Source organism: Streptomyces sp. NPDC006733 (assembly GCF_040636125.1).
In the GTDB taxonomy this organism is placed as follows: domain Bacteria; phylum Actinomycetota; class Actinomycetes; order Streptomycetales; family Streptomycetaceae; genus Actinacidiphila.
The window spans coordinates 14,082-37,864 of the sequence record NZ_JBEYJD010000064.1; the positions used below are offsets into that span (position 1 = coordinate 14,082).

A 23,783-nucleotide genomic window follows, 5' to 3' on the forward strand; every position below is an offset into this window, starting at 1 on the left:
GGGACACCCGGGTGGGGCACTCTGCCGGGGTGCCCCACCCGCCACTCCCGTCGACTACATTCTCTGCATGCCCGCAGTCTCCCGCCGTGCCCGAGTCCTTGCCCTTTGCGCGACGCTGGTGGCGGCGCTGCTGGCCGTCGCGGCCTTCGCCCCGCTCCCGGTGTCGATCGTGGTGCCGGGGATGACGGCGGACGTGCTCGGCGCGGACAAGGGCACCCAGGTGATCACCGTCAGCGGCACCCCGACCCGCAAGACCACCGGGCAGCTGCGGATGACGACGATCGCGGCGACCCAGCCGAACGCGTCGATCCACCTCCCCGACGTCCTGCGGGCCTGGTTCGCGACCGACCGGGCGGCGATGCCGCGCGACGCGGTCTACCCCAGCGGCGGTTCGGTCCAGGAGATCGAGCAGCACAACGCGCAGGAGATGACCGACTCGCAGAACGCGGCGACCGGCGCGGCCCTGGCGCACCTCGGGCTCTCCCCGGCGAAGGTCAAGGTCGAGCTGCACCTCGCGGACGTGGGCGGGCCGAGCGCCGGGCTGATGTTCAGCCTCGGCATCATCGACAAGATCGACGGCAACGGCCGCGGCGGCGACCTGACCGGCGGCCGCACCATCGCCGGCACCGGCACCATCACCGCCGACGGCAAGGTCGGCGCGGTCGGCGGCGTCCCGCTCAAGGAGCGGGCGGCCAAGCGCGACGGCGCCACCGTCTTCCTGGTCCCCCAGGGCGAGTGCTCCGACGCCGGCGCCGAACTCCCGCCCGGCCTGCGGCTGGTCCCGGTGACCACCCTGGAGAGCGCCCTGGCGGCCCTGGCCGCGCTGGACAGCGGCGGCAAGGTGCCCTCCTGCTGATCGCCGTGCGGCGGCGTCAGCCCTCCTTGATGAAGCCCTCCTGGATCAGCCACTCCTTCGCGACCTCGTGCGGGTCCTGGCCGTCGACGTCCACCCGGGCGTTCAGCTGCTGGGCGATCTGCGTCGTCAGCCGCTTGCTGATGGGGTCCAGCAGGGCGGCGATGGCCGGATGGCTGCGGAAGGTCTTGCCGTTCAGCACGGGAGCCGCGTTGTAGTTCGGGAAGAAGTGCCGGTCGTCGGCCATCGTGTCCAGCTTCATGGCCTTGATGCGGCCGTCGGTGGTGAAGGCCTCCCCGAGCAGGCAGGTGCCCTTGGCCACCTGGGTGTAGACGATCCCGGCGTCCATCTTCCGCACGTTGGAGGCGGGGATGCGCATCCCGTACGCCTTCTGCATGCCGGGCAGCCCGTCGTCGCGCGAGGCGAACTCGTTCTCGACGCACACCGTCACCGCCGACGGGTCGGACTTCGACAGGGCCGCCACGTCGGAGAGCGTCTTGAGGTGGTACTTGGCGTTGTTCGCCTGGTTGATGGCGAGGGTGTACGTGTTGTCGAGGGAGGACGGCGGCAGCCAGACGATGCCGTGCCCGGCGTCCTCGTCGCGGACCGCGCGCCACTGCGCCAGCGGGTCGGTGATCGGCTTGTCGTGGCCGAGGTAGGTGATCCAGGCGGTGCCGGTGTACTCGTACATCGCGTCCGCGTCACCGGACTTGATGGCCTCGCGGGCGCCGATCGACCCCTGGATGTTGGTGCGGTCCAGCACCTCGGCGCCCGCCGCCTTGAAGGCCAGGCCGATCATCGAGCCGAGGATGATCTGCTCGCTGAAGTTCTTCGAGGTCACGATGAGCGAGGCGCCCTTGAGCGGCAGCCCCTTGCCGATGGAGCCGGGGACCACGTCGTCCACCAGGGGGCTGCCGCTCTTGAGGCCGCAGCCGCTGAGCGCGGCCGCCGCGACGAGCAGCCCGCAGCCCGCCGTCGCGAAGGTGCGTCCGTACCTCATGACGCCACCTCCAGGCCGCGCGGCCGCATCAGCTGTTCCGCGACGGAGGCGAGCCAGTCCACGGCCAGCGCCAGCAGCACGGTCAGGATGGAGCCGAGCACCAGCACCGGCATCCGCTGGGTCTGGATGCCCGTGGTGATCAGGTCGCCGAGGCCGCCGCCACCGCCGAACGTGGCCAGCGTGGACGTGCCGACGTTGAGCACCAGCGCGGTGCGCACCCCGGCCAGGATCAGCGGCACGGCCAGCGGCAGCTCCACCTTGGCCAGCACCCCGGCCGCCGACATCCCGATGCCGCGCGCCGCCTCGACGAGCGTCGGGTCGATGCTCCGCAGCCCGGCCATGGTGTTGGACAGCACCGGCAGCACGGCGTAGGCCACCATCCCGATGATCGCGGTGCGCGGGCCGATGCCCAGCCAGATGACGAGCAGCGCCAGCAGCCCGATCGCGGGCGTCGCCTGCCCGATGTTGGCCAGCGCGGTGACGAACGGGGTCGCCCTGCGCAGCCTGCGGCGGGTCAGCGCGGTGCCGAGCGGGATGGCGATGATCAGCACCCAGAAGGTGGAGATCGCGGTGAGCTTGACGCTCTGCCAGAAGCGCAGCTGGACGGTGTCGCCGGCCAGCGCGTTGTGGGCGATCGAGTCGAGGTCCGCGTTGGTGATCCACAGGTAGGTGGCGCCCAGCGCGGCGGCGAGCACCACGGGGGTGACGACCAGCGTGGTCCAGCGCAGCCGGCGCGCGGGCGGCTCGGGGGAGACCGGCCCGGTGCCCGTCCCGACGGCACCCGTCACCCCGTCGTCCTCGGCCGCCTCGGGATCGTCGCGGAAGGCCAGCCCGCGCACCTCGTGCTCGCCCGAGGGACGCTCCGGGCGGCGCGCGCTCACGCGTCCGCCCCCGTCGGCTCCTCCGGGGCGCGGGAGACCCCGGCACCCTCCTGCTCCAGCCGTGTCTGCCGGCCGCGCAGCTCCTCCAGCTCGTGCTGGTGCTCGATGGCGGTGAGCCGGTCGGCCTCCAGCATCTCGTGGACGGAGTTCATCAGCGTCTCCATGTCCACGACGCCGATGAACTCGCCGCGCCGCCCGGTCACCGCGACCCGGCCGCCGCTGTCGGTGAGCACCGCCTCCAGCGCGTCGCGCAGCGTCGCGTCCCGCGTCACCGTGTCGTGCACGAGGGTGCCGGCCCGCGCCAGGGAGCCCTTGGCGCGCATCAGGTCGCCGCGCCGCAGCCACTTGTACGGCCGGCCGCGTTTGTCGAGCAGCAGCAGCTCGTTGGTGTGGGAGTCGCGCAGCCGGTCGAAGACGGACTGCAGCGGGTCGTCGACGGTCACGGTGGCGAACTCGGCGATCTCCACGTCCCGCACCCGGGTGAGGTTCAGCCGCTTGAGGGCGGCGCCCGCGCCGACGAAGCCGGAGACGAAGTCGTCCGTCGGGTTGGTCAGGATCGCCTCGGGGGTGTCGAACTGGGCGATGTGCGAGTGCTCGCGCAGCACCGCGATGCGGTCGCCGAGCTTGATGGCCTCGTCGAAGTCGTGGGTGACGAAGACGATCGTCTTGTGCAGCTCGTGCTGCAGCCGGATCAGCTCGTCCTGCAGGTGGTCGCGGGTGATCGGGTCGACGGCGCCGAACGGCTCGTCCATCAGCAGCACCGGCGGGTCGGCCGCCAGGGCGCGGGCGACCCCGACGCGCTGCTGCTGCCCGCCGGAGAGCTGGCGCGGGTAGCGGCCGTGGAACTCGCGGGGGTCCAGGCCCACCAGGTCGAGCATCTCCTCGACGCGGTCCTTCACCCGGGACTTCGACCAGCCCACCATCTTGGGGACCAGCGCCACGTTCTCGGCGACCGTCATGTGCGGGAAGAGCCCGGAGGACTGGATCGCGTAGCCGATCTTGCGGCGCAGCTTGACCGGGTCCATGTCGGTGACGTCCTCGTCGCCGATCCTGATCCGCCCCGAGGTCGGCTCGATCAGCCGGTTGATCATCTTCAGGGTGGTCGACTTGCCGCAGCCGGACGGGCCGACGAACACGACGGTCTCGCCCGCCTTGATCTCCATGCTGACGCTGTCCACCGCCGGCTCCGCGCTGCCGGGGTAGCGCTTGGTGAGGTTCTCCAGCTGGATGGTGGCGCCGGCCACCGAGGCGGGGGCGGTCGACGGCCGGTCGGACGGTTCAGACACGGATCCCCCTCGGGATGGTCAGACGGCCCACGACGATGTACGCGGCGTCGAAGAGCAGCGCGAGGATGACGATGCCGAGCGTGCCGGCGAGTACCTGGTTGAGGGCGTTGGCGCTGCCCAGCGACGCGATGCCGCGGAAGATCTCGTTGCCGAGCCCGGGGCCCGAGGCGTACGCGGCGATGGCCGCGATGCCCATCAGCATCTGCGTCGAGACGCGGATGCCGGTCAGGATCGGCGGCCAGGCGAGCGGCAGCTCGACCCGGGCCAGCCGGGCCAGGCGCGACATCCCGATGCCCCTGGCCGCGTCCACCAGCGTCGGGTCGACACCGCGCAGCCCGACGATGGCGTTGCGCACGATCGGCAGCAGCCCGTACAGCGTCAGCGCGGTGACGGTCGGCGGGACGCCGAGGCCCAGCACCGGGATCAGCAGGCCGATCAGGGCCAGCGACGGGATGGTGAGCACGGTCGAGGTCGCGGCGACGGCCAGGTTCCCCGCCCACGTGCTGCGGTACGTCAGGACGCCGAGCGCGACGCCGATGACGGTGGCCAGCACCATGCACTGGAAGACGGCGCTGGCGTGCTGGAAGGCGTCGATCAGCAGCTGCTGGTGCCGGTTGCCGAGATAGCTCCAGAAACTCAACCTCCGGCTCCCTCCCGCTCGCGCCGCGGGCGCCGTCCGTCATGTCACGGGCGGTCCTCCGCGGCCTGTTCGACCAGCGGGATGATCCGGAGTGGCACCGGATTTTCCATGACGATCGCCGTGGAGGCCCGCACAATGCCATCAAAGCCCACAACCCGGTCGATCACCCGCTGGAGATCGGCGTTCGAACGGGCCACCAGGCGGCAGAACATGTCGCCCTGCCCGGTCGTGGTGTGCAACTCCAGCACCTCGGGCACGCCCGCCAAGTGGGCCCGCACGTCCGCGCCTTGGCCCTGCTTGATCTCCAGCGTCGCGAACGCCGTCACGGGATAGCCGAGGGCGGCCGGATCCACCTGGGGGCCGAACCCCCGGATCACCCCTTTGGCCCGCAGCCGGTCCAGCCGGGCCTGCGCGGTCCCGCGGGCCACACCCAGCCGCCTGGACGCCTCCAGCATCCCGATCCTCGGCTCATCGGCGAGCAGCTTGATCAGCTGTCCGTCCAGCACGTCGATCCCCATGACTCCCACCTCCGGTGGTCAGACTGCACACATTGACCCGTGGTTCGGGCGCTTCACTGTGCTCATTGCCCAGTGAAATCGCAAACTGTTGCGCACTCTGGCTCCCAGGGCGACGCTTTCGACATGACTGAGACGACTGAGAACGTGCAGACCCCCGAGGCGCGGCAGAAGGACCTGTTCCCGGTGAAGGGAATGGACGCCGTGGTCTTCGCCGTGGGCAACGCCAAGCAGGCCGCGCACTACTACTCGACCGCCTTCGGGATGAAGCGCACCGCGTACTCCGGCCCGGAGAACGGCAGCCGCGAGACCGCGTCGTACGTGCTGGAGTCCGGCGGCGCCCGCTTCGTCCTCACCTCCGTCGTCAAGACCGCCACCGAGCGCGGCAAGTTCCTGGAGGCGCACGTAGCCGAGCACGGCGACGGCGTCATCGACCTCGCCATCGAGGTGCCGGACGCCCGCGCCGCGTACGCCTACGCCGTCGAGCACGGCGCCACCGGCCTGGAGGAGCCGCACGAGCTGACGGACGAGCACGGCACCGTCGTCCTCGCCGCGATCGCCACCTACGGCGAGACCCGCCACACCCTCGTCGACCGCTCCCGCTACACCGGCCCGTACCTGCCGGGGTACACCGCCGCCGAGCCGATCGTCGAGCCGGGCGCCCGCCGCTTCCAGGCCATCGACCACTGCGTCGGCAACGTCGAGCTCGGCAAGATGAACGAGTGGGTCGCCTTCTACAACAACGTCATGGGCTTCACCAACATGAAGGAGTTCGTCGGCGACGACATCGCCACCGAGTACTCCGCGCTCATGTCCAAGGTCGTCGCGGACGGCACCCGCAAGGTGAAGTTCCCGCTCAACGAGCCGGCCATCGCCAAGAAGAAGTCGCAGATCGACGAGTACCTGGAGTTCTACGGCGGCCCCGGCGTCCAGCACATCGCCCTCGCCACCAACGACATCGTCGCCACCGTGCGCGCCATGCGCGCCGCCGGCGTCGAGTTCCTCAACACCCCGGACTCGTACTACGACACCCTCGGCGAGTGGGCCGGTGAGACCCGCGTCCCCGTGGAGACCCTGCGCGAGCTGAAGATCCTCGTCGACCGCGACGAGGACGGCTACCTGCTGCAGATCTTCACCAAGCCGGTGCAGGACCGGCCGACGGTCTTCTTCGAGATGATCGAGCGGCACGGCTCGCTGGGCTTCGGCAAGGGCAACTTCAAGGCGCTGTTCGAGGCGATCGAGCGCGAGCAGGAGCTGCGCGGCAACCTCTGAGCGGTCCGCGGACACCGTCCGCGGACGCCGAAGGACCGTGGCCGGGGCGGCAGAGCTTCCCCGGCCACGGCCCGGATGCCAGTCTGGAACCATGCGCGAACTGATCGAACGACTGCACGGGGGGCTGCCCGCGGACGCGGTCCTCACGGACCCGGACGTCACCGCCTCGTACGCCCACGACATGGCGAGCTTCTCCGAGGCGGGCACCCCGGCGGTGGTGGTGCTGCCGCGCACCGTCGAGCAGGTGCAGCACGTGATGCGCACCGCGACCGCGCTGCGCGTGCCCGTCGTCCCGCAGGGCGCCCGCACCGGCCTGTCGGGCGCGGCGAACGCGTCGGACGGCTGCATCGTGCTGTCGCTGGTCAAGATGGACCGGATCCTGGAGATCGACCCCGTCGACCGGATCGCCGTCGTCGAACCCGGGGTCGTCAACGCCGTGCTGTCGCGGGCCGTCGCCGAACAGGGCCTGTACTACCCGCCCGACCCGTCGAGCTGGGAGCAGTGCACCATCGGCGGCAACATCGGCACCGGCGCCGGCGGGCTGTGCTGCGTGAAGTACGGCGTCACCGCCGAGTACGTGCTGGGCCTGGAGGTCGTGCTGGCCGACGGGCGGCTGCTGAACACCGGACGCCGCACCGCCAAGGGCGTCGCGGGCTACGACCTGACCCGGCTCTTCGTCGGCGCCGAGGGCACGCTCGGCATCGTCGTGCGGGCGGTGCTGGCGCTGCGGCCCGCCCCGCCGCGGCAGCTCGTCCTCGCGGCGGAGTTCCCGTCCGCGGCGGCGGCGTGCGCCGCCGTCTGCGCGATCATGGAGCGCGGCCACGCGCCCTCGCTGCTGGAGCTGATGGACACCACGACCATCCGGGCGGTCAACGACCTGGCGCGGATGGGGCTGCCGGAGACCACCGAGGCGCTGCTGCTGGCCGCGTTCGACACCCCCGACCCCGCCGTGGACCTCGCGGCGGTCGGCGAGCTGTGCACGGCCGCGGGCGCCACGCAGGTCGTCCCGGCGGAGGACGCCGCCGAGTCCGAGATGCTGCTGCAGGCGCGCCGGCTCGCGCTCGTCGCCCTGGAGCGGGTCGGCACGGCGACGATGATCGACGACGTGTGCGTCCCGCGCACGCAGCTCGCCCCCATGATCGAGGGCGTCGCCGCCATCGCGGAGAAGTACGACCTCACCATCGGTATGTGCGCCCACGCGGGCGACGGGAACACCCACCCCATCGTCTGCTTCGACGGCGCGGACGCGGACGAATCGGCACGCGCCCGGGAGTCCTTCGACGAGATCATGGCGCTGGGCCTGGCCCTCGGCGGGACGATCACCGGTGAGCACGGCGTCGGCCTGCTGAAGAAGGAGTGGCTGGCCCGCGAGCTCGGCCCGGTGGGCGTGGAGTTGCAGCGCGGCGTACGGCAGGTCTTCGACCCGCTCGGCCTGCTCAACCCGGGCAAGCTCTTCTGAACCCGCGCGTTCCCCCGTCCCCTCACCCCTCTGGCGACTCGTCGGTCACCGTCCATGGATCGCGCAGCCACAGCTCGTCCCGGGTCGTCGGGGCCAGCAGCTCGTTCAGCCCGTCGTCCATGCCGAGCTGCTCGTGCTCGGTGCCCGGCGGCACCGCGCGCAGGGTGCGCTCCAGCCAGGACGCCACCGGCGAGGACGACGCCTCCAGCAGCGCGTTGCCGTCGGGGGAGCTCAGCGCCATACAGATCACGCTGCGCCCGTTGACCTTCGTCGGCCAGATCCGCACGTCCCCGTGGCCGCACGGCCGGAACACCCCCTCCACCAGCAGCTCGCGGGCGAACGTCCAGTGCACCGGGGCGTCCGAGCCCACGTGGAAGGTGATGTGCACGGCAAAGGGGTCATCCGTGCGATAGGCCAGCCTGGCCGGCACCGGGATGCTGCGCTCCGGTGACAGCACCAGGTTCAGTTCGAGTTCGCGTTCCACCACGGTCTGCATCGAGTCGTCGTCCTTTCCTTGGCGGGCGGCCCCTTGCGGTGTTGCGCAACGGGTGCTGCGCGGGGCCCGCACCAGGAGAGAGCGCATACAACCCCAACCATTACGCGACTTCAGGCAATCGCGGTGAAAATAGCGGAAGGCCACGCGCGGGTCCCTCGTACCCGGTAAGGGTGTGGGGTCGGCGGTACCGTGCCCCCGGTGGGCCCGCCCGTCTGGTAGATGTGGTCACTGCACTCCCCTGGCCGAATAGATACGGACCTCACGAACCATGGACTCACCCGCCACTGGCTCCTCCGGTTCCTCCGGTTCCCCTGTTCCGGGGTACTACCCGGATCCGTCGATCCCGGGCTACATCCGGTACTGGAACGGCGCCGCCTGGGTGCCGGGAACCAGCCGCCCCGCGCCGCGGCCCGGCGAGGAGCTCTCCCCGCCGCCCGGCCAGGACGCCGGCGGCCGCGGCACGCCCGGCCGGGCGGCGCCGGTGCCGGCCGTCGAGGAGTCCGGGGTCATGTTCTTCGACGAGGACCGGGTGCGGGCGCAGGCCCCTGCCCCGGCTCCGGCCCCTGCGCCCACCCCGGCCCCGGAGCCGGCGTCCGGCGGGCGCGGCGCGGCCGCCGCACCGGTCTGGTCGGCCGCCCCGGCCGTCGAACCGCCCCGCACCACGTGGGGCGCGGCGCCGGAGCCGGAGCGGGCCGCCCCGGCCGCGAACCCGCCCGCCGCGAACCTGCCCGCCGCGCGCGGCACGGCGGCCCCGGCCACGGCCGTCCCGGCCGCCGGCACCCCCGCCGCCGGGACCCCGTGGGGTACCCAGCCGCGCCGACCGGAGCCGCAGCACCAGCAGCCCCAGCCCCAGCCCCAGCAGCAGTCCCAGCCCCAGCAGTCCGCCCAGCAGCCCCAGCAGCCGGCGCCCGCCGTCGGCGGCGGTGCGGACGGCGGCCGGCGGGCCGGCTCGGTGCCCCTCGCCCAGGCCGCGCCCGCGCCCTGGGCGCAGCAGGTGCACGACCTCGCCCGGCAGGGCCCGGCCGGGGCCGGCACCGGTGGCGGCACGCCCGGCGGTGGCGTCGCGCTGCCGGCGCAGCAGGGCGAGGCGGCCGGCGTGGTGCCGTGGCGGCCGCCGGTCAACGACCCGTTCGCGTCGATGGTGCAGGAGCAGGGCCGCCCGGCCGGGCTCGGCCGGCGGCTCGCCGCGCGGCTGCTCGACTCGCTCGTCGTGCTCGCGGCCACCGGCGCGGCGGCGGTGCCGCTCGGCACGGCCGCCTACCACCACCTGCGGGACAAGGTGGACGAGGCGCGGCTGACCGGCCAGACCGTCACGGTCTGGCTGATCGACGGGACCACCGGCGTCCAGCTCGCCATCGTGCTCGGCGTCGGCCTCGTTGCGGGGCTGCTGTACGAGGTGCTGCCCACCGCGAAGTGGGGTCGGACGGCGGGCAAGAAGCTGTTCGGGCTGCGCGTCGTCGACATCGAGTCGCAGCTCGCCCCCGGCTTCGGCCCGTCGCTGCGCCGCTGGCTGACGCACACGGTGCTCGACGTGCTCGTCGTCGGCGTCGTGGGTCTGGCGTGGTGCCTGTTCGACCGCCCGTGGCGGCAGTGCTGGCACGACAAGGCGGCCCGCACGTTCGTCGCCCGGCAGTAGCGGGCGGCGCCGGGGCGGCGGCGCCGATCCGTTCGGCGTACCCCGAACGGATCTTGCCGGAAGGCGCATCCGGTCTGACGGGGTTTCACTCGGTTCATGAGCCACCCGACGCCAGGATCCGGCGACGATCCCTTCGCCAAGCCCCCGCAGGACAACGGCCCCGGCGCGCCCGGCGGCTCGCCCTACGGCCAGCAGCAGCCGCCGCCGTACCCGCCGCCCCCGCAGGGCGGCGGCGCGGGCGGCCCGTACGGGGGCGGCAGCGACCCGTACGGCGGCAACCCCTACGGAGGCGGCCCGCCGCCCGGGGGCACCCCGCCCGGCGGCGCTCCGCCGCCCTACGGCGGCGGGGGCAGCCCGTACGGCGGGGGCGCGCCCGACCCGCTGGCGGGCATGCCGCCGCTCGGCGGCCTCGGCAAGCGGCTGCTCGCGCGGATCATCGACTTCATCCTGATCTCGATCCCGGTCGGCCTGCTCGACTGGGCGTTCGGGACGTACCAGACCGACACGGACGACATCAACTACGGCCGGTCGCTGATCGGGTCCCTGGTGGCCGCGGTCCTCTACATCGGCTACGAGTGGTGGATGACCAAGTCGACGGGTCAGACGCTGGGCAAGAAGTGGCTGGGCCTGCGCGTCGCGATGCTCGACAACGGGGGCGTGCCCGCCTCGCCGGCCGCGCTGATCCGGGCCTGCGTGTTCTGGCTGCCGACGCTGTTCTGCTGCCCGTGCCTGTGGATCGTGCTCATCGGGATCCTGCTGCTGTTCGACAAGCCGTACCGGCAGGGTCTGCACGACAAGGCGGCGAAGACCGTGGTCGTCTCGGCGTGACGACCGGCTCCAGCGGTTCTCGACCGCACGGCGGCCCGGGCCCGCGCACACGACGGCGGCCCCGGAGCGATCGCTCCGGGGCCGCCGCCCGCGGTTCAACGGCGCAGCGAGTGCTCGCTGACGCGGGACCGGTCGGACTGGCCGGAGGCGTGCACCCGTGGCCGGGGCACCGGCACGTGGGCAGCGCGGACCGCCGAACGGCCACGGGCCTTGGCGCGGGCGGTCAGTGGAATCGTGGTCGTCACCGCGACCAGGACCCCGAGCAGCAGCCCGGCCGCCGCGATGACGACGACACTGATGCCGGAGCGTGCCTCGGACAGCAGGAGCATCGCGAGAGTGGACAGGACAACGGTTGCGGAACCGTATGCGAGTTGCGCGGGGGTAGGACGCGGCATGGCGGGATCCGTCCTCGAATACGTCGGTTAAGTCGCAGCGTCGGAAGGGGCGGGGGAGAGCTTCACGCGGGGGCGCCGGCAACTGACTCTACGGATGCGCATGCCCGATGGGAACGGCCGGTAAGCGTGACCTAACCCACGGTGGGGGAGCACAGGGGGGCGCATGGAATCTCACCCCGGCCCATCCGTCTCAACAGGCAGACGGTTTACCAGGGTTGATGTCCGTTATCCGGACCTCGGAAGCCGGTGAACGTACTGCTCTGCCATGAGCAAGTCAAGACCTGTCTTTTCTTCCGGCTCTTAGATGCAATGGCATCTCCCAAGGGGAGGTCAAGACAACTTGAAGAATCTTCGAGGCAATATCAGACCCGCCACCCTCGCGGTGGCGCTCGTCGCACTCGGTGCGATGGCCATGCCCGCGACCCTTGCCGCCGCCGCCCCCGCGGCGGGCAACGACGCGCAGGCCAGCCACGACCCGGTGCCCGCGCCGACCGGCAAGGTCGCGCCCGGCACCAAGGCCAAGGTCGACGACGACCGTCTCGGCCCGCTCGCGCGCGAGCAGGCCGTGCGCCGGCAGGACGCCCTGCAGAAGGTGATCGCCGGTGACCTCGCGGTCAAGGACAGCGGCCGCTCCAAGGTCGCCAAGCTCAGCAACGGCCGGTACGTCGAGCTGAGCCGCGAGAAGACCGACAAGATCTTCGTGATCCTCGCCGAGTTCGGCGACAAGGTCGACCCGCAGTACGGCGGCACCCCCGGCCCGCTGCACAACCAGATAGCGGAGCCCGACCGCACCACCGACAACAGCACGGCCTGGCAGAAGGACTACAACGCGCAGTCCTTCCAGGACCTGTACTTCTCGCACGACGCCAAGAAGGAGTCGGTGGCGAAGTACTACGAGAAGCAGTCCTCCGGCCGCTACTCGGTCGACGGTGAGGTCTCCGACTGGGTCAAGGTCGACTACAACGAGGCCCGGTACGGCAACAACAAGTGCGGGGCCACCAACTGCGCCACCGTCGAGGACCTGGTCCGCGACGGCACCGCGCAGTGGGCCGCGGACCAGAAGGCCAAGGGCCGCACGGCCGCGCAGATCAAGACGGACCTGGCGCAGTACGACCAGTGGGACCGCTACGACTTCGACCACGACGGCAACTTCAACGAGCCCGACGGTTACATCGACCACTTCCAGATCGTCCACGCGGGCGAGGACGAGTCCGCGGGCGGCGGTGCCCAGGGCACCGACGCGCTGTGGGCCCACCGCGGTTACGCCTACCAGGGTGACGAGGGCTTCACCGGCCCGGCCGGCAACCAGCTCGGCGGCACCCCGATCGGCGACACCGGCATCTGGGTCGGCGACTACACGATGCAGCCGGAGAACGGCGGCCTGGGCGTCTACGCCCACGAGTACGGCCACGACCTCGGCCTGCCCGACCTGTACGACACCACGTACATCGGCGAGAACGGCACCGCCTTCTGGTCGCTGATGTCGTCCGGTTCCTGGCTCTCCAACGGCACCACGGACATCGGCTCGCTGCCCGGTGACATGGACGCCTGGGACAAGATGCAGCTCGGCTGGCTGAAGTACGACACCGCCAAGGCCGCCAAGCTCTCGACCCACAAGCTCGGCGTCGCGGAGTACAACACCAAGGACCCGCAGGCCCTGGTCGTGACGCTGCCCTCGAAGAGCGTCACCACGGCGATCACCACGCCCTTCGCGGGCACCAAGCAGTGGTGGAGCGGGGCCGGCAACGACCTGCGCAACACCCTGACGCGCCACGTCGACCTCACCGGCAAGACGTCCGCCGCCCTGTCGTTCAAGGGCTGGTACGACACCGAGGACGGCTACGACTACGTCTACACCGAGGTGTCGACCAACGGCGGCGTCAACTGGGCCCCGATCGACGGCACCATCGACGGCCAGCCGATCACCCGCAACGGCAGCGGCCGTCCGGCCGTCACCGGCACCACGGGTGGCTACAAGGACATGAACTACCCGCTGGACGCCTTCGCCGGCCAGCAGATCGAGCTGCGCTTCCGCTACCGCACCGACGGTGGTGTCGCGCAGAAGGGCTTCGCGGCCGACGAGCTGAAGATCACCGCCGACGGCGCGACCGTCTTCACCGACGGTGCCGAGGGTGACGACAACGGCTGGACCGCGAACGGCTTCAGCCGCTCCGCGGCGTCCTTCACCAAGGACTACCCGCAGTACTACATCGCGGAGAACCGCCAGTACGTCAGCTATGACAAGGTCCTGAAGACCGGTCCTTACAACTTCGGGTTCGGCGCCGCCGCCCCGAAGAAGGTCGAGCACTACGCGTACCAGAACGGCCTGCTGATCTGGCTCTGGGACACCTCGCAGCTCGACAACAACGTCGGCGAGCACCCGGGCCACGGCCAGATCCTGCCGATCGACGCCCACGCCAAGCCCGACGCCTGGTCGGACGGCGCGCTGTTCCGCAACAAGATCCAGTCCGCGGACTCCACCTTCGGCTGGTACCCGACCGACGCCCTGACCGTGCACAAGAACGGCGTCGCGACGACGATCAAGTCCAAGCCGGGCGTCCCGGTCTTCGACGACCGTCACGGTACCTACTGGTACGACACCAACCCGTACGCCAGTGTCCAGGTGCCGAACACGAACACCCGCATTTCGATCCTGTTCGACTCCCCGAGCGGACAGAACACGATCGTCGCCGTAAGCCCCGCAGGTCGCTGACCTGCGTTTACCTGGTGTTCGGCCCACGCCCTCTGGTGGGCGGGGGCCGATCACCGGATTATGTGGGCATGGCAGTCGGTGGATTCACCAAGCTCCCCAACGGCAACGTCGTCGTGGCCCTCAAGCTGCCCCACCCGGGCGGCGCGGAGGACAGCGTCCGCGTCATCGTGCACGCCCAGAACCGCCAGCGGGCGCTCACCCGGCTCCGGAACCTCGGCTTCCGGGCGGCCCGGCTCAGCGGCAACACCGAACCGCCCACGCCCGACGAGGTCACCGCCGTCCTGCACCACCCGGACGGCCTCGTCTGGCGCCACTCCGCGTCCGGCTCCGAAGAGCTCTGGCACCCCTTCCGCGCCACGCACCGCCGCGCGGGATGACCATCCGGGCCCCCCGAGGGCCCCGGCCCTCCCAGGAGCCGCACGCGCCGCTCAGGCCCCTACGGCCGGCTTGCCCGTCAGCCGCACGCCCGCGGCCACCAGCTCCGCCAGCGCGCTCTCCGTGGTCGCCGGGGCGACCCCCGCCGTCAGGTCGAGCAGCACATGCGTGGTGAAGCCCTCCCGGACCGCGTCCAGGGCCGTGGCGCGCACGCAGTGGTCGGTGGCGATGCCCACCACGTCGACCTCGGTGACCGAGCGTGCCCGCAGCCAGTCGGCGAGCCCCGCCCCGTTCTCGTCCACGCCCTCGAAGCCGCTGTAGGCGGCCGAGTACGCGCCCTTGTCGAAGACCGCGTCCACGGCGCCGGAGGCGACCACCGGCGCGAAGTTCGGATGGAAGCCCACACCCTCGGTGCCCGCCACGCAGTGCACGGGCCAGGACCGGACGAAGTCCGGCCGGTCGGAGAAGTGGTCCCCCGGGTCGACGTGGTGGTCGCGGGTGGCCACCACGTGGCGGTAGCAGGCGGTCGCCTGACCGACCAGGTCGGTGATGGCGGCGGCCACGTCCGCGCCGCCGGCGACCGCGAGGCTGCCGCCCTCGCAGAAATCGTTCTGGACGTCCACGACGATCAGTGCGCGGTGCATTCGCGGTCCTCTTCGGTCGGCTGACCGCCGTGGGGGGACAGGCGGCACGCGTTGAGCGTAGGGACTCGGGCCCCGATCCGCGACCGTCGCGGCACGGGCCCCTCCCGGCCACCCCCGGCGGCCGTCATCTCCCACCTGCTCGGTTCACACCCGGCTCGGTTCAACCGGCTCGGTTCACACCTGTTCGGTCGGGAGCACCGGCTCGCCGCGGGAGAGCTGCGAGGCGGACAGCGGCAGCCCCGCCCGCGCCTCGATGTGCCGGGTGCGGGCCGCCTCCAGCGGCTCGCGGCCGATGATCTCCCCGCCGCGCACCAGCGGCACCAGCAGCTGGTGGTCCGCCAGCTCCGGCGGCACGGGCCCGGTGCCCACCACCTCGGCCTCCGCGACCCCGTCCTCGTCCAGCCGCCGCGCCGCCCACTTGCGGCCTCCGACGCTGCTCTTGGCGCCCATCGACTTCTTGGCGACGGCCACCATCGGGGCGTCCGGCTCGTTCGACGAGGCCCGCGAGACCAGCTTGTAGACCATGGAGCAGGTCGGGTGGCCGCTGCCGGTCACCAGCGAGGTGCCCACGCCGTACGCGTCCACCGGCGCCGCCGCCAGCGAGGCGATGGCGTACTCGTCGAGGTCCGAGGTCACCACGATCCGGGTGTTCCTGGCGCCCAGGTCGTCCAGCTCCTGGCGCACCCGGTGGGCGAGCAGCAGCAGGTCGCCGGAGTCGATGCGGACCGCGCCCAGCTCGGGCCCGGCCACCTCGACGGCGGTGCGCACCGCCGACATCAGGTCGTAGGTGTCCACCAGCAGCGTCGTGCCCCGGCCCAGCGACTCGACCTGCGCGGTGAAGGCGTCCCGCTCGGTGTCGTGGAGCAGCGTGAAGGCGTGCGCGGCCGTGCCGATGGTCGGCAGCCCGTAGCGGAAGCCGGCCGCCAGGTTCGAGGAGGACACGAAGCCGCCGACGTACGCGGCCCGCGAGGCGGCGACCGCCGCCAGTTCGTGCGCCCGCCGTGCGCCCATCTCCATCAGCGGCCGGCCGCCGGCCGCCACCGCCATCCGGGACGCGGCCGCGGCGATGGCGGAGTCGTGGTTGAGGATCGACAGGATCACCGTCTCCAGGATCACCGCCTCGGCGAAGGAGCCCTCCACCCGCAGGATCGGGGAGCCGGGGAAGTACACCTCGCCCTCGGGGTAACCCCAGATGTCGCCGGTGAAGCGGTACCCCGACAGCCACTCCAGCGTCGGCTCGTCCACGACCTTCTCGCGGGCGAGGAAGTCCAGCACGTCGGCGTCGAAGCGGAAGTTCTCCACCGCGTCCAGCACCCGGCCGGTGCCGCAGACGACGCCGTAGCGGCGCCCCTCCGGCAGCCGTCGGGTGAAGGCCTCGAACACCGAGTGCCGGTGCGCCGCCCCGCTGCGCAGCGCGGCCTGCAACATCGTCAACTCGTACCGGTCGGTGAACAGCGCGGTGGACGGTACGGCCACCGGCAGCGGCAGATCTGCAGTGCTCATGGAACGGGATGGTACCCCGACTATGCGTCAAAGTGACGACATCTCCGCGCGGCCGCGTCCATTTGTGCGAAGCGCCGCAATGGCGGCAGCATTGGAAGGTGATGAGCGCCCGCCCGTCTCCCGCCACCACCCCTCCAAGGACGCACTTCGTGCGCTGCTCCATTGCCCCCGTAGAAGTCGAACGGCCCGAAACGACCGAGGCACCCTTCGAGGTGCCCGAACCGGACGTCCCCTGGGTGACGCTGGTGCACAACGACCCCGTCAACCTCATGAGCTACGTGACGTACGTCTTCCAGGCCTACTTCGGGTACTCCAAGGACAAGGCCGTCAAACTGATGAAGGACGTCCACCACAAGGGCCGCGCCGCGGTGTCCAGCGGCACCCGCGAGGAGATGGAACGCGACGTGCAGGCGATGCACGGCTACGGCCTGTGGGCGACCCTGCAGCAGGACCGCTGATGGCCGGCTACTTCGAACCCGCCCCGGGCGGCGGCGCCGTCATCGCCCTCGACACCGTCGAGAAGTCCATCCTGCGCAGCCTCGCCGTGCAGCTGCTGGAGATGATCGGCCCGGGGGAGGAGCCGGTCTCCGACGACCCGCTGGCCGCGCTCTTCCCGGCCGACGGGCCGAGCAAGCCCCCGTCCGACCCTGCGCTGGCCCGGCTCTTCCCCGACGCCTACGAGGACACCGCCCAGTCCTCGGAGTTCCGCCGCTTCACCGAGAACGACCTGCGCTCGCGCAAGCGCGAGGACGCGCTGGTCCTCGTCCGATCCCTCGACGGGGCCGACGCGGAGCTGCGGCTCACCCCCGAGGAGACCCGCCGCTGGCTCGGCGCCCTCAACGACCTGCGGCTGACCATCGGCACCCGGCTGGAGGTGACCGACGAGGACACCGAGCTGTACCGGCTGCCGGACGACGATCCGCTCAAGCCGATGGTGATGGCGTACCTGTGGCTCGGCGGTCTGCAGGAGACGCTGATCGAGACGCTGAGCGGGACGGTCTGACGTCGCGCACGCGTCCCGCGCACGTCCCGCAGGGGTCCCGCATTCGCTCAGCGGACGCTCAAATCCGGATAACGATCACGTCACCGTGATGATCCGGTATGCGGCTTCACTTCACTTTCGGGGTGTTTTTCCTGTGCCCCGCGTCACATCCGCCTCCCTCGATGGCGTCTCAGCCCGTGGTACTAATTCCGACCACTGGCCGGGACGCCATCCCTGTTCCGCCAGGCGCTGAGCCGGCCGATCGCCGGTTCGCAACTCCACTGTCCGGGGGGATATGGAGAAAGGCGCACCACCACCATGCCGACGGAACACAGCGGGCACCACGACGACGCGGCCACCGCGGACGTCACAGAAGAGGGCTACCAGCGAGGGCTCGGCAGCCGCCAGATCCAGATGATCGCCATTGGCGGCGCCATCGGCACCGGCCTCTTCCTGGGCGCGGGCAAGGCCATCCACCAGGCGGGACCGAGCCTGATCATGATGTACGCCATCGCCGGCGTCATCATCTTCTTCATCATGCGCGCCTTGGGCGAGCTGCTCACCTACCGCCCCGTCTCCGGCTCCTTCGCCGACTACGCCCGCGAGTTCCTGGGCCCGTTCTGGGGGTTCGTCACCGGCTGGACGTACTGGCTGATGTGGGTGGTGACCGGCATGGCCGAGGTCACCGCCGCGTCGGTGTACATCACGTACTGGTGGAAGGACATCCCGCAGTGGATCTCCGCCCTGGTCTTCCTGCTGGTGCTCTTCGGCGTCAACCTCATCTCGGTGAAGGTCTTCGGCGAGGTCGAGTTCTGGTTCTCGATGATCAAGGTCACCGCGATCATCGGCATGATCCTCATCGGCGTCGGCGTCCTGACCATCGGGTTCTCCGCCGCCGGCGACACCGCCTCGCTCAGCCACCTGTGGGGTGACGGCGGGGTCTTCCCCAACGGCGTCGGCAAGTCCCTCATGACGCTGCAGATCGTCATGTTCGCCTACCTCGCCGTCGAACTCGTCGGCGTCACCGCCGGCGAGGCCGAGAACCCCCGCGAGACGCTCCCCAAGGCCATCAACACGCTGCCCTGGCGGATCGGCGTGTTCTACGTCGGCGCGCTCATCGTGATCCTCGGCGTCGTGTCGTGGACCGAGTTCCAGCCGGGCGTCAGCCCGTTCGTGGCCGCCTTCGCCAAGATCGGCATCCCGTTCGGCGCGGCCATCGTCAACTTCGTGGTCCTCACCGCCGCCCTGTCGTCCTGCAACTCCGGCATGTACTCCACCGGCCGCATGCTGCGCGACCTGGCCGTCAACGGGCAGGGCCCGCGGGCCTTCGCCAGGCTCAACTCCCGCCAGACCCCGGCCACCGGCATCCTCGTCTCCGTCGCCCTGATGGGCATCGGCGTGTGGATCAACTACGTCGACCCGGACGGCGCCTTCACCTACATCACGGCCTTCGCCACCGTCGCGGGCGTCTGGACCTGGGCGATGATCCTCATCTCCCACCTGCGCTACCGCGCCGCGGTCAAGGCCGGCCGCGCCGCCGAGGCCTGGTTCAAGGCGCCGGGCGCCCCGTACACCAGCTGGATCGCCCTGCTCTTCCTGGCCGGCGTCATGGTCATGATCGGCATCGACAAGGACGCGCGGATTTCGCTCTACAGCGCTCCGGTGTGGTTCGCGATCCTCGGCATCGGGTACGCCTGGCTCAAGCGGAAGAACCCGAGTGCGTTCGTCCGCAGGGCGCACGTCGCCCCGGAACCCGCACTGGTCGACGCCACGAGCTGAGCGCGCCGCACACAAGCCATCCCGTGCCGCGAAGGCCCGCCCCCGCACCCCTGGGGCGGGCCTTCGTACGCGCCCGCCCCGCGCGCTGTCACTTTCCCGCCCGTCGCCCACCCCCACCCTTATGGTGGGCGCTGCGCGCGCTGTTACTTTCCCGCCCGTCGCCCACCCCCACCCTTACGGTGGGCGCTGCGCGCACTGTTACTTTTCCTGCATGCTGACCATCCCGCAGGAGATCCACGACGCGATCGTCGCGCACGCCCGCGCCGACCACCCCGACGAGGCGTGCGGCATCGTCGCCGGCCCCGAGGGCAGCGGCCGCCCCGAGCGCTTCATCCCGATGCTGAACGCGGCCCGCTCACCCACGTTCTACGAGTTCGACTCCACCGACCTGCTCAAGCTCTACCGCGAGCTGGACGACCGGGACGAGGAGCCGGTGATCGTCTACCACTCGCACACCGCCACCGAGGCGTACCCGTCCCGCACCGACATCACCTACGCGAACGAGCCGGGCGCGCACTACGTCCTCGTCTCGACGGCGGAGGAGTTCCAGTTCCGCTCGTTCCGCATCGTGGACGGGGTCGTCACCGAAGAAGACGTGCAAGTAGTGGCCTCCGGGGCCTGACGTCCGGATCGTGGGACGGCTGTCTCGGACGTCCCCCGGGAATCGATACGATGAGCCCATGGTTCCCCACGACGTGAAGAACAACCCGCCGGGCATGCTGCTCGTCGCGCGGCTGCACGTCGACCTCTGCCGCGTCGCCAGCGCCGCCTGTCCGCGCGCCTGAGCACCCACCGGAGCACCTCCCGGAGCCACCGCCGCTCCCGGCACGCCGCACAGCCCCCGCCCGCACGCCCTCCCGTCCGACGCCGCACGTAACGGAGCCCACCCATGGCCATCGAGGTCCGCATCCCGACCATCCTCCGCACCTACACCGACGGCGCCAAGGCCGTCGACGGTGCCGGCAGCACGCTCGACGAGCTCTTCTCGGACCTCGAGAGCCGCCACAAGGGCATCCGCGAGCGGATCGTCGTCGACGGCGGCCTGCGCCGCTTCGTCAACGTCTACCTCAACGACGAGGACGTCCGCTTCCTCGACGGCATCAGCACCAAGGTCGCCGACGGCGACAGCGTCACGATCCTCCCGGCCGTCGCCGGCGGTTCGACTCCCGCAGCGCGCGACGCCTCCTGATGCGTTACGACAGCCCGCTGGCCGCGGTGGGCAACACCCCGCTCGTCCGCCTCCCGCGCCTGTCCCCGTCCGACGCCGTCAGCGTCTGGGCCAAGCTGGAGGACCGCAACCCGACCGGCTCGGTCAAGGACCGCCCCGCGCTCCACATGATCGAGCAGGCCGAGGCGGACGGCCGGCTCACCCCCGGCTGCACCATCCTGGAGCCGACCTCGGGCAACACCGGCATCTCGCTGGCCATGGCCGCCCGCCTCAAGGGCTACCGCATCGTCTGCGTCATGCCCGAGAACACCTCCTCGGAGCGGCGCGAGCTGCTCGCGATGTGGGGCGCCGAGATCATCTCCTCGCCGGCGGCCGGCGGCTCCAACACCGCCGTCCGCATGGCCAAGGAGATCTCCGCCGAGCACCCCGACTGGGTGATGCTCTACCAGTACGGCAACCCCGCCAACGCGGGCGCCCACTACGCGACCACCGGCCCGGAGATCCTCGCGGACCTCCCGACCATCACCCACTTCGTCGCGGGCCTGGGCACCACCGGCACCCTGATGGGCGTCGGCCGCTACCTGCGGGAGAAGGTCCCCGGCGTCGGCATCGTCGCCGCGGAGCCGCGCTACGACGACATCGTCTACGGGCTGCGCAACCTCGACGAGGGGTTCGTCCCCGAGCTGTACGACGAGTCCGTCCTCACCACCCGCTTCTCCGTCGGCTCCGAGGACGCCGTGCGCCGCACCCGCGAGCTCCTCCAGCAGGAGGGCATCTTCGCGGGCGTCTCCACCGGAGCCGCCCTGCACGCCGCGCTGGGCGTCGCCGCCAAGGCCCACAAGGCGGGGGAGCGCGCCGACATCGTCTTCGTCGTCGCCGACGGCGGCTGGAAGTACCTCTCCACCGGCATCTACACCGCGCCCACCACCGAGGCGGCGGTCGAGCAGCTGCACGGCCAGCTCTGGGCCTGAGCGCTGCGGCGGTCGGGTGCGGGCGGTTGTGGGTGCGCATGCGGCGGGCGCGGCCCGGCGCTTCGGGCCCGGCAGCGCGGCCCGCCGTCCGCCGGACCTGCCGTCTGCCGGATCTGCCGTCTGCCGGATCTTCCGTCCGCCGGACCCGCCGGCACGGGCCGGGCCCTCAGCCTCAGCGGCCTCGGCAGCCTCAGCCCACCATCCGCTGCACCTGCCGCCACAGGTCGGCGTCCAGGACGCCCGCCCGGCGGCGGAAGTCCGCGGAACGCACCTCCCGCAGCTCGTCGGTCTCCAGGTAGCTCGTCCGGCCCTGCGCGTCGCCCACCGCTCCCGGCGGCAGCGTGATCACCCCCGGCAGCTCCTCGTGGAACTTGCTGGTGATCTTCGCGACGCGCACCGTGCGCCCCCGCACCGACAGCACCAGGCACGGCCGGTCCTTCGCCGCCGACCCGTCCTCGAACGGCACGTTCGCCCACCAGATCTCGCCCGCCGCGGGCGTCTTGCCCCCACCGCGCCGCGGCGCCGGACGGTCCGCCCCGCGCGGCGGACGCGCCGGGCCACCCGGCCGGCGGCGCTGCGCCGACCGCCTCCACACCGCGAAGCCGGCCAGTACGACCACCGCCGCACCCGCCACCAACCACCAGGTCATGTCCATATGGGCTCCCACGGTCGAAAACTGTCGAAGAAGATCCTCATTCGGAACCGACCGTACCGGGCGCCCCTCGTACTGGTGATTCCGCCCACAACGAGGCACTGAGGAGGCGCGTCGGCCCGCCATGCGCCTTACTCTCGTCAACACATGGCGGACCGCACCCGCCTAACCCCCCACTCCAACCGGTATGGGGGCGATCTGTGGCGCGCCCACGGAGGTTTCACGGCATGAAGCTCACCGTCGTCGGCTGCTCGGGGTCGTTCCCGTCCGCGGAATCGGCCTGCTCGAGCTACCTCGTCGAGGCCGACGGCTTCCGGCTGCTGCTCGACATGGGCAACGGAGCCCTGGGCGAACTGCAGCGCCACTGCGGCCTCTACGACCTCGACGCGGTCCTGCTCAGCCACCTGCACGCCGACCACTGCATCGACATGTGCGGCTACTTCGTGGCCCGTTACTACCGCCACGACGGCGGCCCCGCCGACGCCATCCCCGTCTACGGACCGGAGGGCACCGAGCGCCGGCTCTCCACCGCCTACGGCGACATGCCCGACGAGAAGTGCATGAGCGAGGTCTTCGACTTCCGCACCCTGGAGCCCGGCAGCTTCACCCTCGGCCCCTTCACCATCACCACCGACCGCGTCAGCCACCCCGTCGAGGCGTTCGGCTTCCGCATCGAGCACGACGGCCGCTCCCTGACGTACTCCGGCGACACCGGCCCCTGCGACTCCCTGCTCGGGCTCGCCGGCGGCACCGACCTCTTCCTGTGCGAGGCCTCCTTCACGCACGGCAAGGAGGACATCCCCGAGCTGCACCTCAACGGCCGCCAGGCCGGCGAACACGCCGACCGCGCCGGCGCCGGCCGCCTCGTCCTCACCCACATCCCCCCGTGGACCGACCCGGCCCGCAACCTCGCCGACGCCCGCGCCGCCTTCGACGGCCCGGTGGAACTGGCGACCTCCGGCGCGGTGTACGAGTTCTAGCCGGCAGCGGGCGGCTGTCCCCGCGGACCGGCCGGACCGCACGCCGGAGTCAGAAGTCGGACGTGTCCAGGTCCAGGCCGAACGGCTGCGGAAGCCGGACCGCCCGGCCGAACGGATGCGGCCCCTCCGCGTGCGTGTACCCGAGGCGGGACGGCTCCGAGTAGAGCGTGCACGTCCGGTCCTGCCGGTCCACCAGCAGATACAGGGGCGCGCCGTACTCGGCGTAACGGCGGCGCTTCACCGTACGGTGGGTGTCCGCGTTCGACTCCGACGTCACCTCGACCACCAGCAGCGTCTGGTCCGGCAGCAGCGCCCCGGCCCCCTTGGCCAGCGCCCGCGGGACCACCGCGACGTCGGGTACGTACCAGTTGCTGCTGCCCGGCAGATCAAGGTTGCCCGAGCCCGAGACGCACTCCAGCCGGCGCACGACCGGGCCGATCTGCTCGCGGATGCTGTCGGCGGCGGCCTCGTGATCCCAGGTCGGAGACACCGGCTCGATCACTCCCTCGATGATCTGGACGCGGTCGCCCTTGACGTGCTGGATGGCGAACTTCAGAGCCGTTTCCGGATCGACGTCGGCATAGGCATGCGATTCGGCACTCACAGCTCCTCCTTGCACGAGGCGGACCGTCCCGATCTCCGGTCTCCTCACTCACCGTAACAGCGCGAGGCCCCCGGAACCGTACGCCTTCGCGATCGTGCGCAACCGGGTACGGGACGAGCTACGATCCCGGACCCGTCGACCGATCGTGGTC

The 23,783-nt window shown here is 71.4% G+C and carries 26 protein-coding genes; 15 read left to right on the forward strand and 11 right to left on the reverse strand.

Going from position 1 to position 23,783, the window contains the following annotated elements; translation table 11 throughout:
• The first annotated feature begins 67 nt into the window (after positions 1-67).
• Entirely contained in the window at positions 68-856 is a 789-nt protein-coding gene (locus tag ABZ721_RS36585; protein ID WP_358793116.1) for a S16 family serine protease, read from the forward strand.
• Positions 857-872: 16 nt separating this feature from the next.
• Here the strand turns inward: ABZ721_RS36585 and ABZ721_RS36590 are convergent, their stop codons facing one another.
• The 5 genes from ABZ721_RS36590 to ABZ721_RS36610 are packed head-to-tail and all read right to left on the reverse strand — an operon-like array spanning position 873 to position 5,178.
• Entirely contained in the window at positions 873-1,853 is a 981-nt protein-coding gene (locus ABZ721_RS36590) for a glycine betaine ABC transporter substrate-binding protein (RefSeq protein ID WP_358793117.1), read from the reverse strand.
• Complete coding sequence (locus ABZ721_RS36595; RefSeq protein ID WP_358793118.1) at positions 1,850-2,734, reverse strand: ABC transporter permease; 885 nt, start codon at positions 2,732-2,734, stop codon at positions 1,850-1,852. Before ABZ721_RS36595 ends, ABZ721_RS36590 begins: the two co-directional genes overlap by 4 nt.
• Positions 2,731-4,020, reverse strand: coding sequence for a betaine/proline/choline family ABC transporter ATP-binding protein (locus ABZ721_RS36600; protein ID WP_358793119.1), 1,290 nt, complete (start codon positions 4,018-4,020; stop codon positions 2,731-2,733). The genes ABZ721_RS36595 and ABZ721_RS36600 overlap by 4 nt, the downstream gene beginning before the upstream one ends.
• A complete protein-coding gene (locus ABZ721_RS36605; RefSeq protein WP_358793120.1) occupies positions 4,013-4,660 on the reverse strand; it encodes an ABC transporter permease in 648 nt (215 codons plus the stop codon). The genes ABZ721_RS36600 and ABZ721_RS36605 overlap by 8 nt, the downstream gene beginning before the upstream one ends.
• Positions 4,661-4,704: 44 nt before the next feature.
• Positions 4,705-5,178: an Lrp/AsnC family transcriptional regulator gene (locus tag ABZ721_RS36610; protein WP_358793121.1), complete on the reverse strand. Its 474-nt coding sequence runs from the start codon at positions 5,176-5,178 to the stop codon at positions 4,705-4,707.
• Between the two features lie 123 nt (positions 5,179-5,301).
• Between ABZ721_RS36610 and hppD the strand changes: the two genes are divergently transcribed.
• Complete coding sequence (hppD, locus tag ABZ721_RS36615; protein WP_358793122.1) at positions 5,302-6,447, forward strand: 4-hydroxyphenylpyruvate dioxygenase; 1,146 nt, start codon at positions 5,302-5,304, stop codon at positions 6,445-6,447.
• A gap of 91 nt (positions 6,448-6,538) precedes the next feature.
• Positions 6,539-7,906, forward strand: coding sequence for an FAD-linked oxidase C-terminal domain-containing protein (locus tag ABZ721_RS36620; protein WP_358793123.1), 1,368 nt, complete (start codon positions 6,539-6,541; stop codon positions 7,904-7,906).
• A gap of 22 nt (positions 7,907-7,928) precedes the next feature.
• Here ABZ721_RS36620 and ABZ721_RS36625 read toward each other — a convergent pair whose 3' ends face one another.
• Positions 7,929-8,402: an SsgA family sporulation/cell division regulator gene (locus tag ABZ721_RS36625; RefSeq protein WP_358793124.1), complete on the reverse strand. Its 474-nt coding sequence runs from the start codon at positions 8,400-8,402 to the stop codon at positions 7,929-7,931.
• A 268-nt stretch (positions 8,403-8,670) separates the two neighbouring features.
• On the opposite strand from ABZ721_RS36625, the gene ABZ721_RS36630 reads away from it, so the two are divergent.
• Both ABZ721_RS36630 and ABZ721_RS36635 read left to right on the forward strand, forming a co-directional pair.
• Complete coding sequence (locus ABZ721_RS36630) at positions 8,671-10,038, forward strand: RDD family protein (RefSeq protein ID WP_358793125.1); 1,368 nt, start codon at positions 8,671-8,673, stop codon at positions 10,036-10,038.
• A gap of 96 nt (positions 10,039-10,134) precedes the next feature.
• Positions 10,135-10,866: an RDD family protein gene (locus ABZ721_RS36635; protein WP_358793126.1), complete on the forward strand. Its 732-nt coding sequence runs from the start codon at positions 10,135-10,137 to the stop codon at positions 10,864-10,866.
• Positions 10,867-10,961: 95 nt separating this feature from the next.
• Here the strand turns inward: ABZ721_RS36635 and ABZ721_RS36640 are convergent, their stop codons facing one another.
• Positions 10,962-11,261, reverse strand: a complete 300-nt coding sequence (locus tag ABZ721_RS36640; protein WP_358793127.1) for a hypothetical protein — start codon at positions 11,259-11,261, stop codon at positions 10,962-10,964.
• A gap of 406 nt (positions 11,262-11,667) precedes the next feature.
• Between ABZ721_RS36640 and ABZ721_RS36645 the strand changes: the two genes are divergently transcribed.
• Positions 11,668-13,974, forward strand: a complete 2,307-nt coding sequence (locus ABZ721_RS36645) for an immune inhibitor A domain-containing protein (protein WP_358793140.1) — start codon at positions 11,668-11,670, stop codon at positions 13,972-13,974.
• Positions 13,975-14,042: 68 nt separating this feature from the next.
• Positions 14,043-14,351 carry a hypothetical protein gene (locus tag ABZ721_RS36650; RefSeq protein ID WP_358793128.1) on the forward strand — a complete coding sequence of 103 codons (309 nt, stop codon included), beginning with the start codon at positions 14,043-14,045 and terminating at the stop codon, positions 14,349-14,351.
• Between the two features lie 51 nt (positions 14,352-14,402).
• Here ABZ721_RS36650 and ABZ721_RS36655 read toward each other — a convergent pair whose 3' ends face one another.
• Positions 14,403-14,993: an isochorismatase family protein gene (locus ABZ721_RS36655; RefSeq protein WP_358793129.1), complete on the reverse strand. Its 591-nt coding sequence runs from the start codon at positions 14,991-14,993 to the stop codon at positions 14,403-14,405.
• A 174-nt stretch (positions 14,994-15,167) separates the two neighbouring features.
• Positions 15,168-16,496 carry a nicotinate phosphoribosyltransferase gene (locus ABZ721_RS36660; RefSeq protein ID WP_358793130.1) on the reverse strand — a complete coding sequence of 443 codons (1,329 nt, stop codon included), beginning with the start codon at positions 16,494-16,496 and terminating at the stop codon, positions 15,168-15,170.
• A gap of 101 nt (positions 16,497-16,597) precedes the next feature.
• Here ABZ721_RS36660 and clpS point away from each other — a divergent pair, with 101 nt between their 5' ends.
• The 7 genes from clpS (at position 16,598) to ABZ721_RS36695 (ending at position 21,396) form a co-directional block, all read left to right on the forward strand.
• A complete protein-coding gene (gene clpS, locus ABZ721_RS36665) occupies positions 16,598-16,954 on the forward strand; it encodes an ATP-dependent Clp protease adapter ClpS (protein ID WP_358793131.1) in 357 nt (118 codons plus the stop codon).
• A complete protein-coding gene (locus tag ABZ721_RS36670; protein ID WP_358793132.1) occupies positions 16,954-17,499 on the forward strand; it encodes a DUF2017 domain-containing protein in 546 nt (181 codons plus the stop codon). The genes clpS and ABZ721_RS36670 overlap by 1 nt, the downstream gene beginning before the upstream one ends.
• A gap of 297 nt (positions 17,500-17,796) precedes the next feature.
• The gene (locus tag ABZ721_RS36675; RefSeq protein WP_358793133.1) at positions 17,797-19,257 is read left to right on the forward strand and encodes an amino acid permease; all 1,461 of its coding nucleotides are present in this window, start codon (positions 17,797-17,799) and stop codon (positions 19,255-19,257) included.
• Between the two features lie 211 nt (positions 19,258-19,468).
• The gene (locus ABZ721_RS36680; protein ID WP_358793134.1) at positions 19,469-19,879 is read left to right on the forward strand and encodes a M67 family metallopeptidase; all 411 of its coding nucleotides are present in this window, start codon (positions 19,469-19,471) and stop codon (positions 19,877-19,879) included.
• Positions 19,880-19,937: 58 nt separating this feature from the next.
• A complete protein-coding gene (locus ABZ721_RS36685; protein ID WP_331284098.1) occupies positions 19,938-20,042 on the forward strand; it encodes a putative leader peptide in 105 nt (34 codons plus the stop codon).
• 104 nt (positions 20,043-20,146) lie between these two features.
• Positions 20,147-20,446, forward strand: a complete 300-nt coding sequence (locus ABZ721_RS36690) for a MoaD/ThiS family protein (protein ID WP_358793135.1) — start codon at positions 20,147-20,149, stop codon at positions 20,444-20,446.
• Positions 20,446-21,396 carry a cysteine synthase gene (locus tag ABZ721_RS36695; protein ID WP_358793136.1) on the forward strand — a complete coding sequence of 317 codons (951 nt, stop codon included), beginning with the start codon at positions 20,446-20,448 and terminating at the stop codon, positions 21,394-21,396. Before ABZ721_RS36690 ends, ABZ721_RS36695 begins: the two co-directional genes overlap by 1 nt.
• A gap of 190 nt (positions 21,397-21,586) precedes the next feature.
• Here ABZ721_RS36695 and ABZ721_RS36700 read toward each other — a convergent pair whose 3' ends face one another.
• The gene (locus tag ABZ721_RS36700; protein ID WP_358793137.1) at positions 21,587-22,051 is read right to left on the reverse strand and encodes a type II toxin-antitoxin system PemK/MazF family toxin; all 465 of its coding nucleotides are present in this window, start codon (positions 22,049-22,051) and stop codon (positions 21,587-21,589) included.
• 224 nt (positions 22,052-22,275) lie between these two features.
• Here ABZ721_RS36700 and ABZ721_RS36705 point away from each other — a divergent pair, with 224 nt between their 5' ends.
• Positions 22,276-23,028 carry an MBL fold metallo-hydrolase gene (locus ABZ721_RS36705; RefSeq protein WP_358793138.1) on the forward strand — a complete coding sequence of 251 codons (753 nt, stop codon included), beginning with the start codon at positions 22,276-22,278 and terminating at the stop codon, positions 23,026-23,028.
• 49 nt (positions 23,029-23,077) lie between these two features.
• Here the strand turns inward: ABZ721_RS36705 and ABZ721_RS36710 are convergent, their stop codons facing one another.
• Complete coding sequence (locus ABZ721_RS36710; RefSeq protein ID WP_358793139.1) at positions 23,078-23,632, reverse strand: Uma2 family endonuclease; 555 nt, start codon at positions 23,630-23,632, stop codon at positions 23,078-23,080.
• Positions 23,633-23,783: the final 151 nt, after the last annotated feature.

Coding starts and splice junctions, on each gene's coding strand:
- ABZ721_RS36610 (WP_358793121.1), bottom strand. CDS start 5,178: ATGGGGATCGACGTGCTGGACGGACAGCTGATCAAGCTGCTCGCCGAT.
- ABZ721_RS36590 (WP_358793117.1), bottom strand. CDS start 1,853: ATGAGGTACGGACGCACCTTCGCGACGGCGGGCTGCGGGCTGCTCGTC.
- ABZ721_RS36655 (WP_358793129.1), bottom strand. CDS start 14,993: ATGCACCGCGCACTGATCGTCGTGGACGTCCAGAACGATTTCTGCGAG.
- ABZ721_RS36695 (WP_358793136.1), top strand. CDS start 20,446: ATGCGTTACGACAGCCCGCTGGCCGCGGTGGGCAACACCCCGCTCGTC.
- hppD (WP_358793122.1), top strand. CDS start 5,302: ATGACTGAGACGACTGAGAACGTGCAGACCCCCGAGGCGCGGCAGAAG.
- ABZ721_RS36685 (WP_331284098.1), top strand. CDS start 19,938: ATGGTTCCCCACGACGTGAAGAACAACCCGCCGGGCATGCTGCTCGTC.
- ABZ721_RS36650 (WP_358793128.1), top strand. CDS start 14,043: ATGGCAGTCGGTGGATTCACCAAGCTCCCCAACGGCAACGTCGTCGTG.
- ABZ721_RS36670 (WP_358793132.1), top strand. CDS start 16,954: ATGGCCGGCTACTTCGAACCCGCCCCGGGCGGCGGCGCCGTCATCGCC.
- ABZ721_RS36645 (WP_358793140.1), top strand. CDS start 11,668: ATGGCCATGCCCGCGACCCTTGCCGCCGCCGCCCCCGCGGCGGGCAAC.
- ABZ721_RS36635 (WP_358793126.1), top strand. CDS start 10,135: ATGAGCCACCCGACGCCAGGATCCGGCGACGATCCCTTCGCCAAGCCC.
- clpS (WP_358793131.1), top strand. CDS start 16,598: ATGAGCGCCCGCCCGTCTCCCGCCACCACCCCTCCAAGGACGCACTTC.
- ABZ721_RS36620 (WP_358793123.1), top strand. CDS start 6,539: ATGCGCGAACTGATCGAACGACTGCACGGGGGGCTGCCCGCGGACGCG.
- ABZ721_RS36705 (WP_358793138.1), top strand. CDS start 22,276: ATGAAGCTCACCGTCGTCGGCTGCTCGGGGTCGTTCCCGTCCGCGGAA.
- ABZ721_RS36680 (WP_358793134.1), top strand. CDS start 19,469: ATGCTGACCATCCCGCAGGAGATCCACGACGCGATCGTCGCGCACGCC.
- ABZ721_RS36660 (WP_358793130.1), bottom strand. CDS start 16,496: ATGAGCACTGCAGATCTGCCGCTGCCGGTGGCCGTACCGTCCACCGCG.
- ABZ721_RS36630 (WP_358793125.1), top strand. CDS start 8,671: ATGGACTCACCCGCCACTGGCTCCTCCGGTTCCTCCGGTTCCCCTGTT.
- ABZ721_RS36700 (WP_358793137.1), bottom strand. CDS start 22,051: ATGGACATGACCTGGTGGTTGGTGGCGGGTGCGGCGGTGGTCGTACTG.
- ABZ721_RS36690 (WP_358793135.1), top strand. CDS start 20,147: ATGGCCATCGAGGTCCGCATCCCGACCATCCTCCGCACCTACACCGAC.
- ABZ721_RS36640 (WP_358793127.1), bottom strand. CDS start 11,261: ATGCCGCGTCCTACCCCCGCGCAACTCGCATACGGTTCCGCAACCGTT.
- ABZ721_RS36675 (WP_358793133.1), top strand. CDS start 17,797: ATGCCGACGGAACACAGCGGGCACCACGACGACGCGGCCACCGCGGAC.
- ABZ721_RS36585 (WP_358793116.1), top strand. CDS start 68: ATGCCCGCAGTCTCCCGCCGTGCCCGAGTCCTTGCCCTTTGCGCGACG.
- ABZ721_RS36625 (WP_358793124.1), bottom strand. CDS start 8,402: ATGCAGACCGTGGTGGAACGCGAACTCGAACTGAACCTGGTGCTGTCA.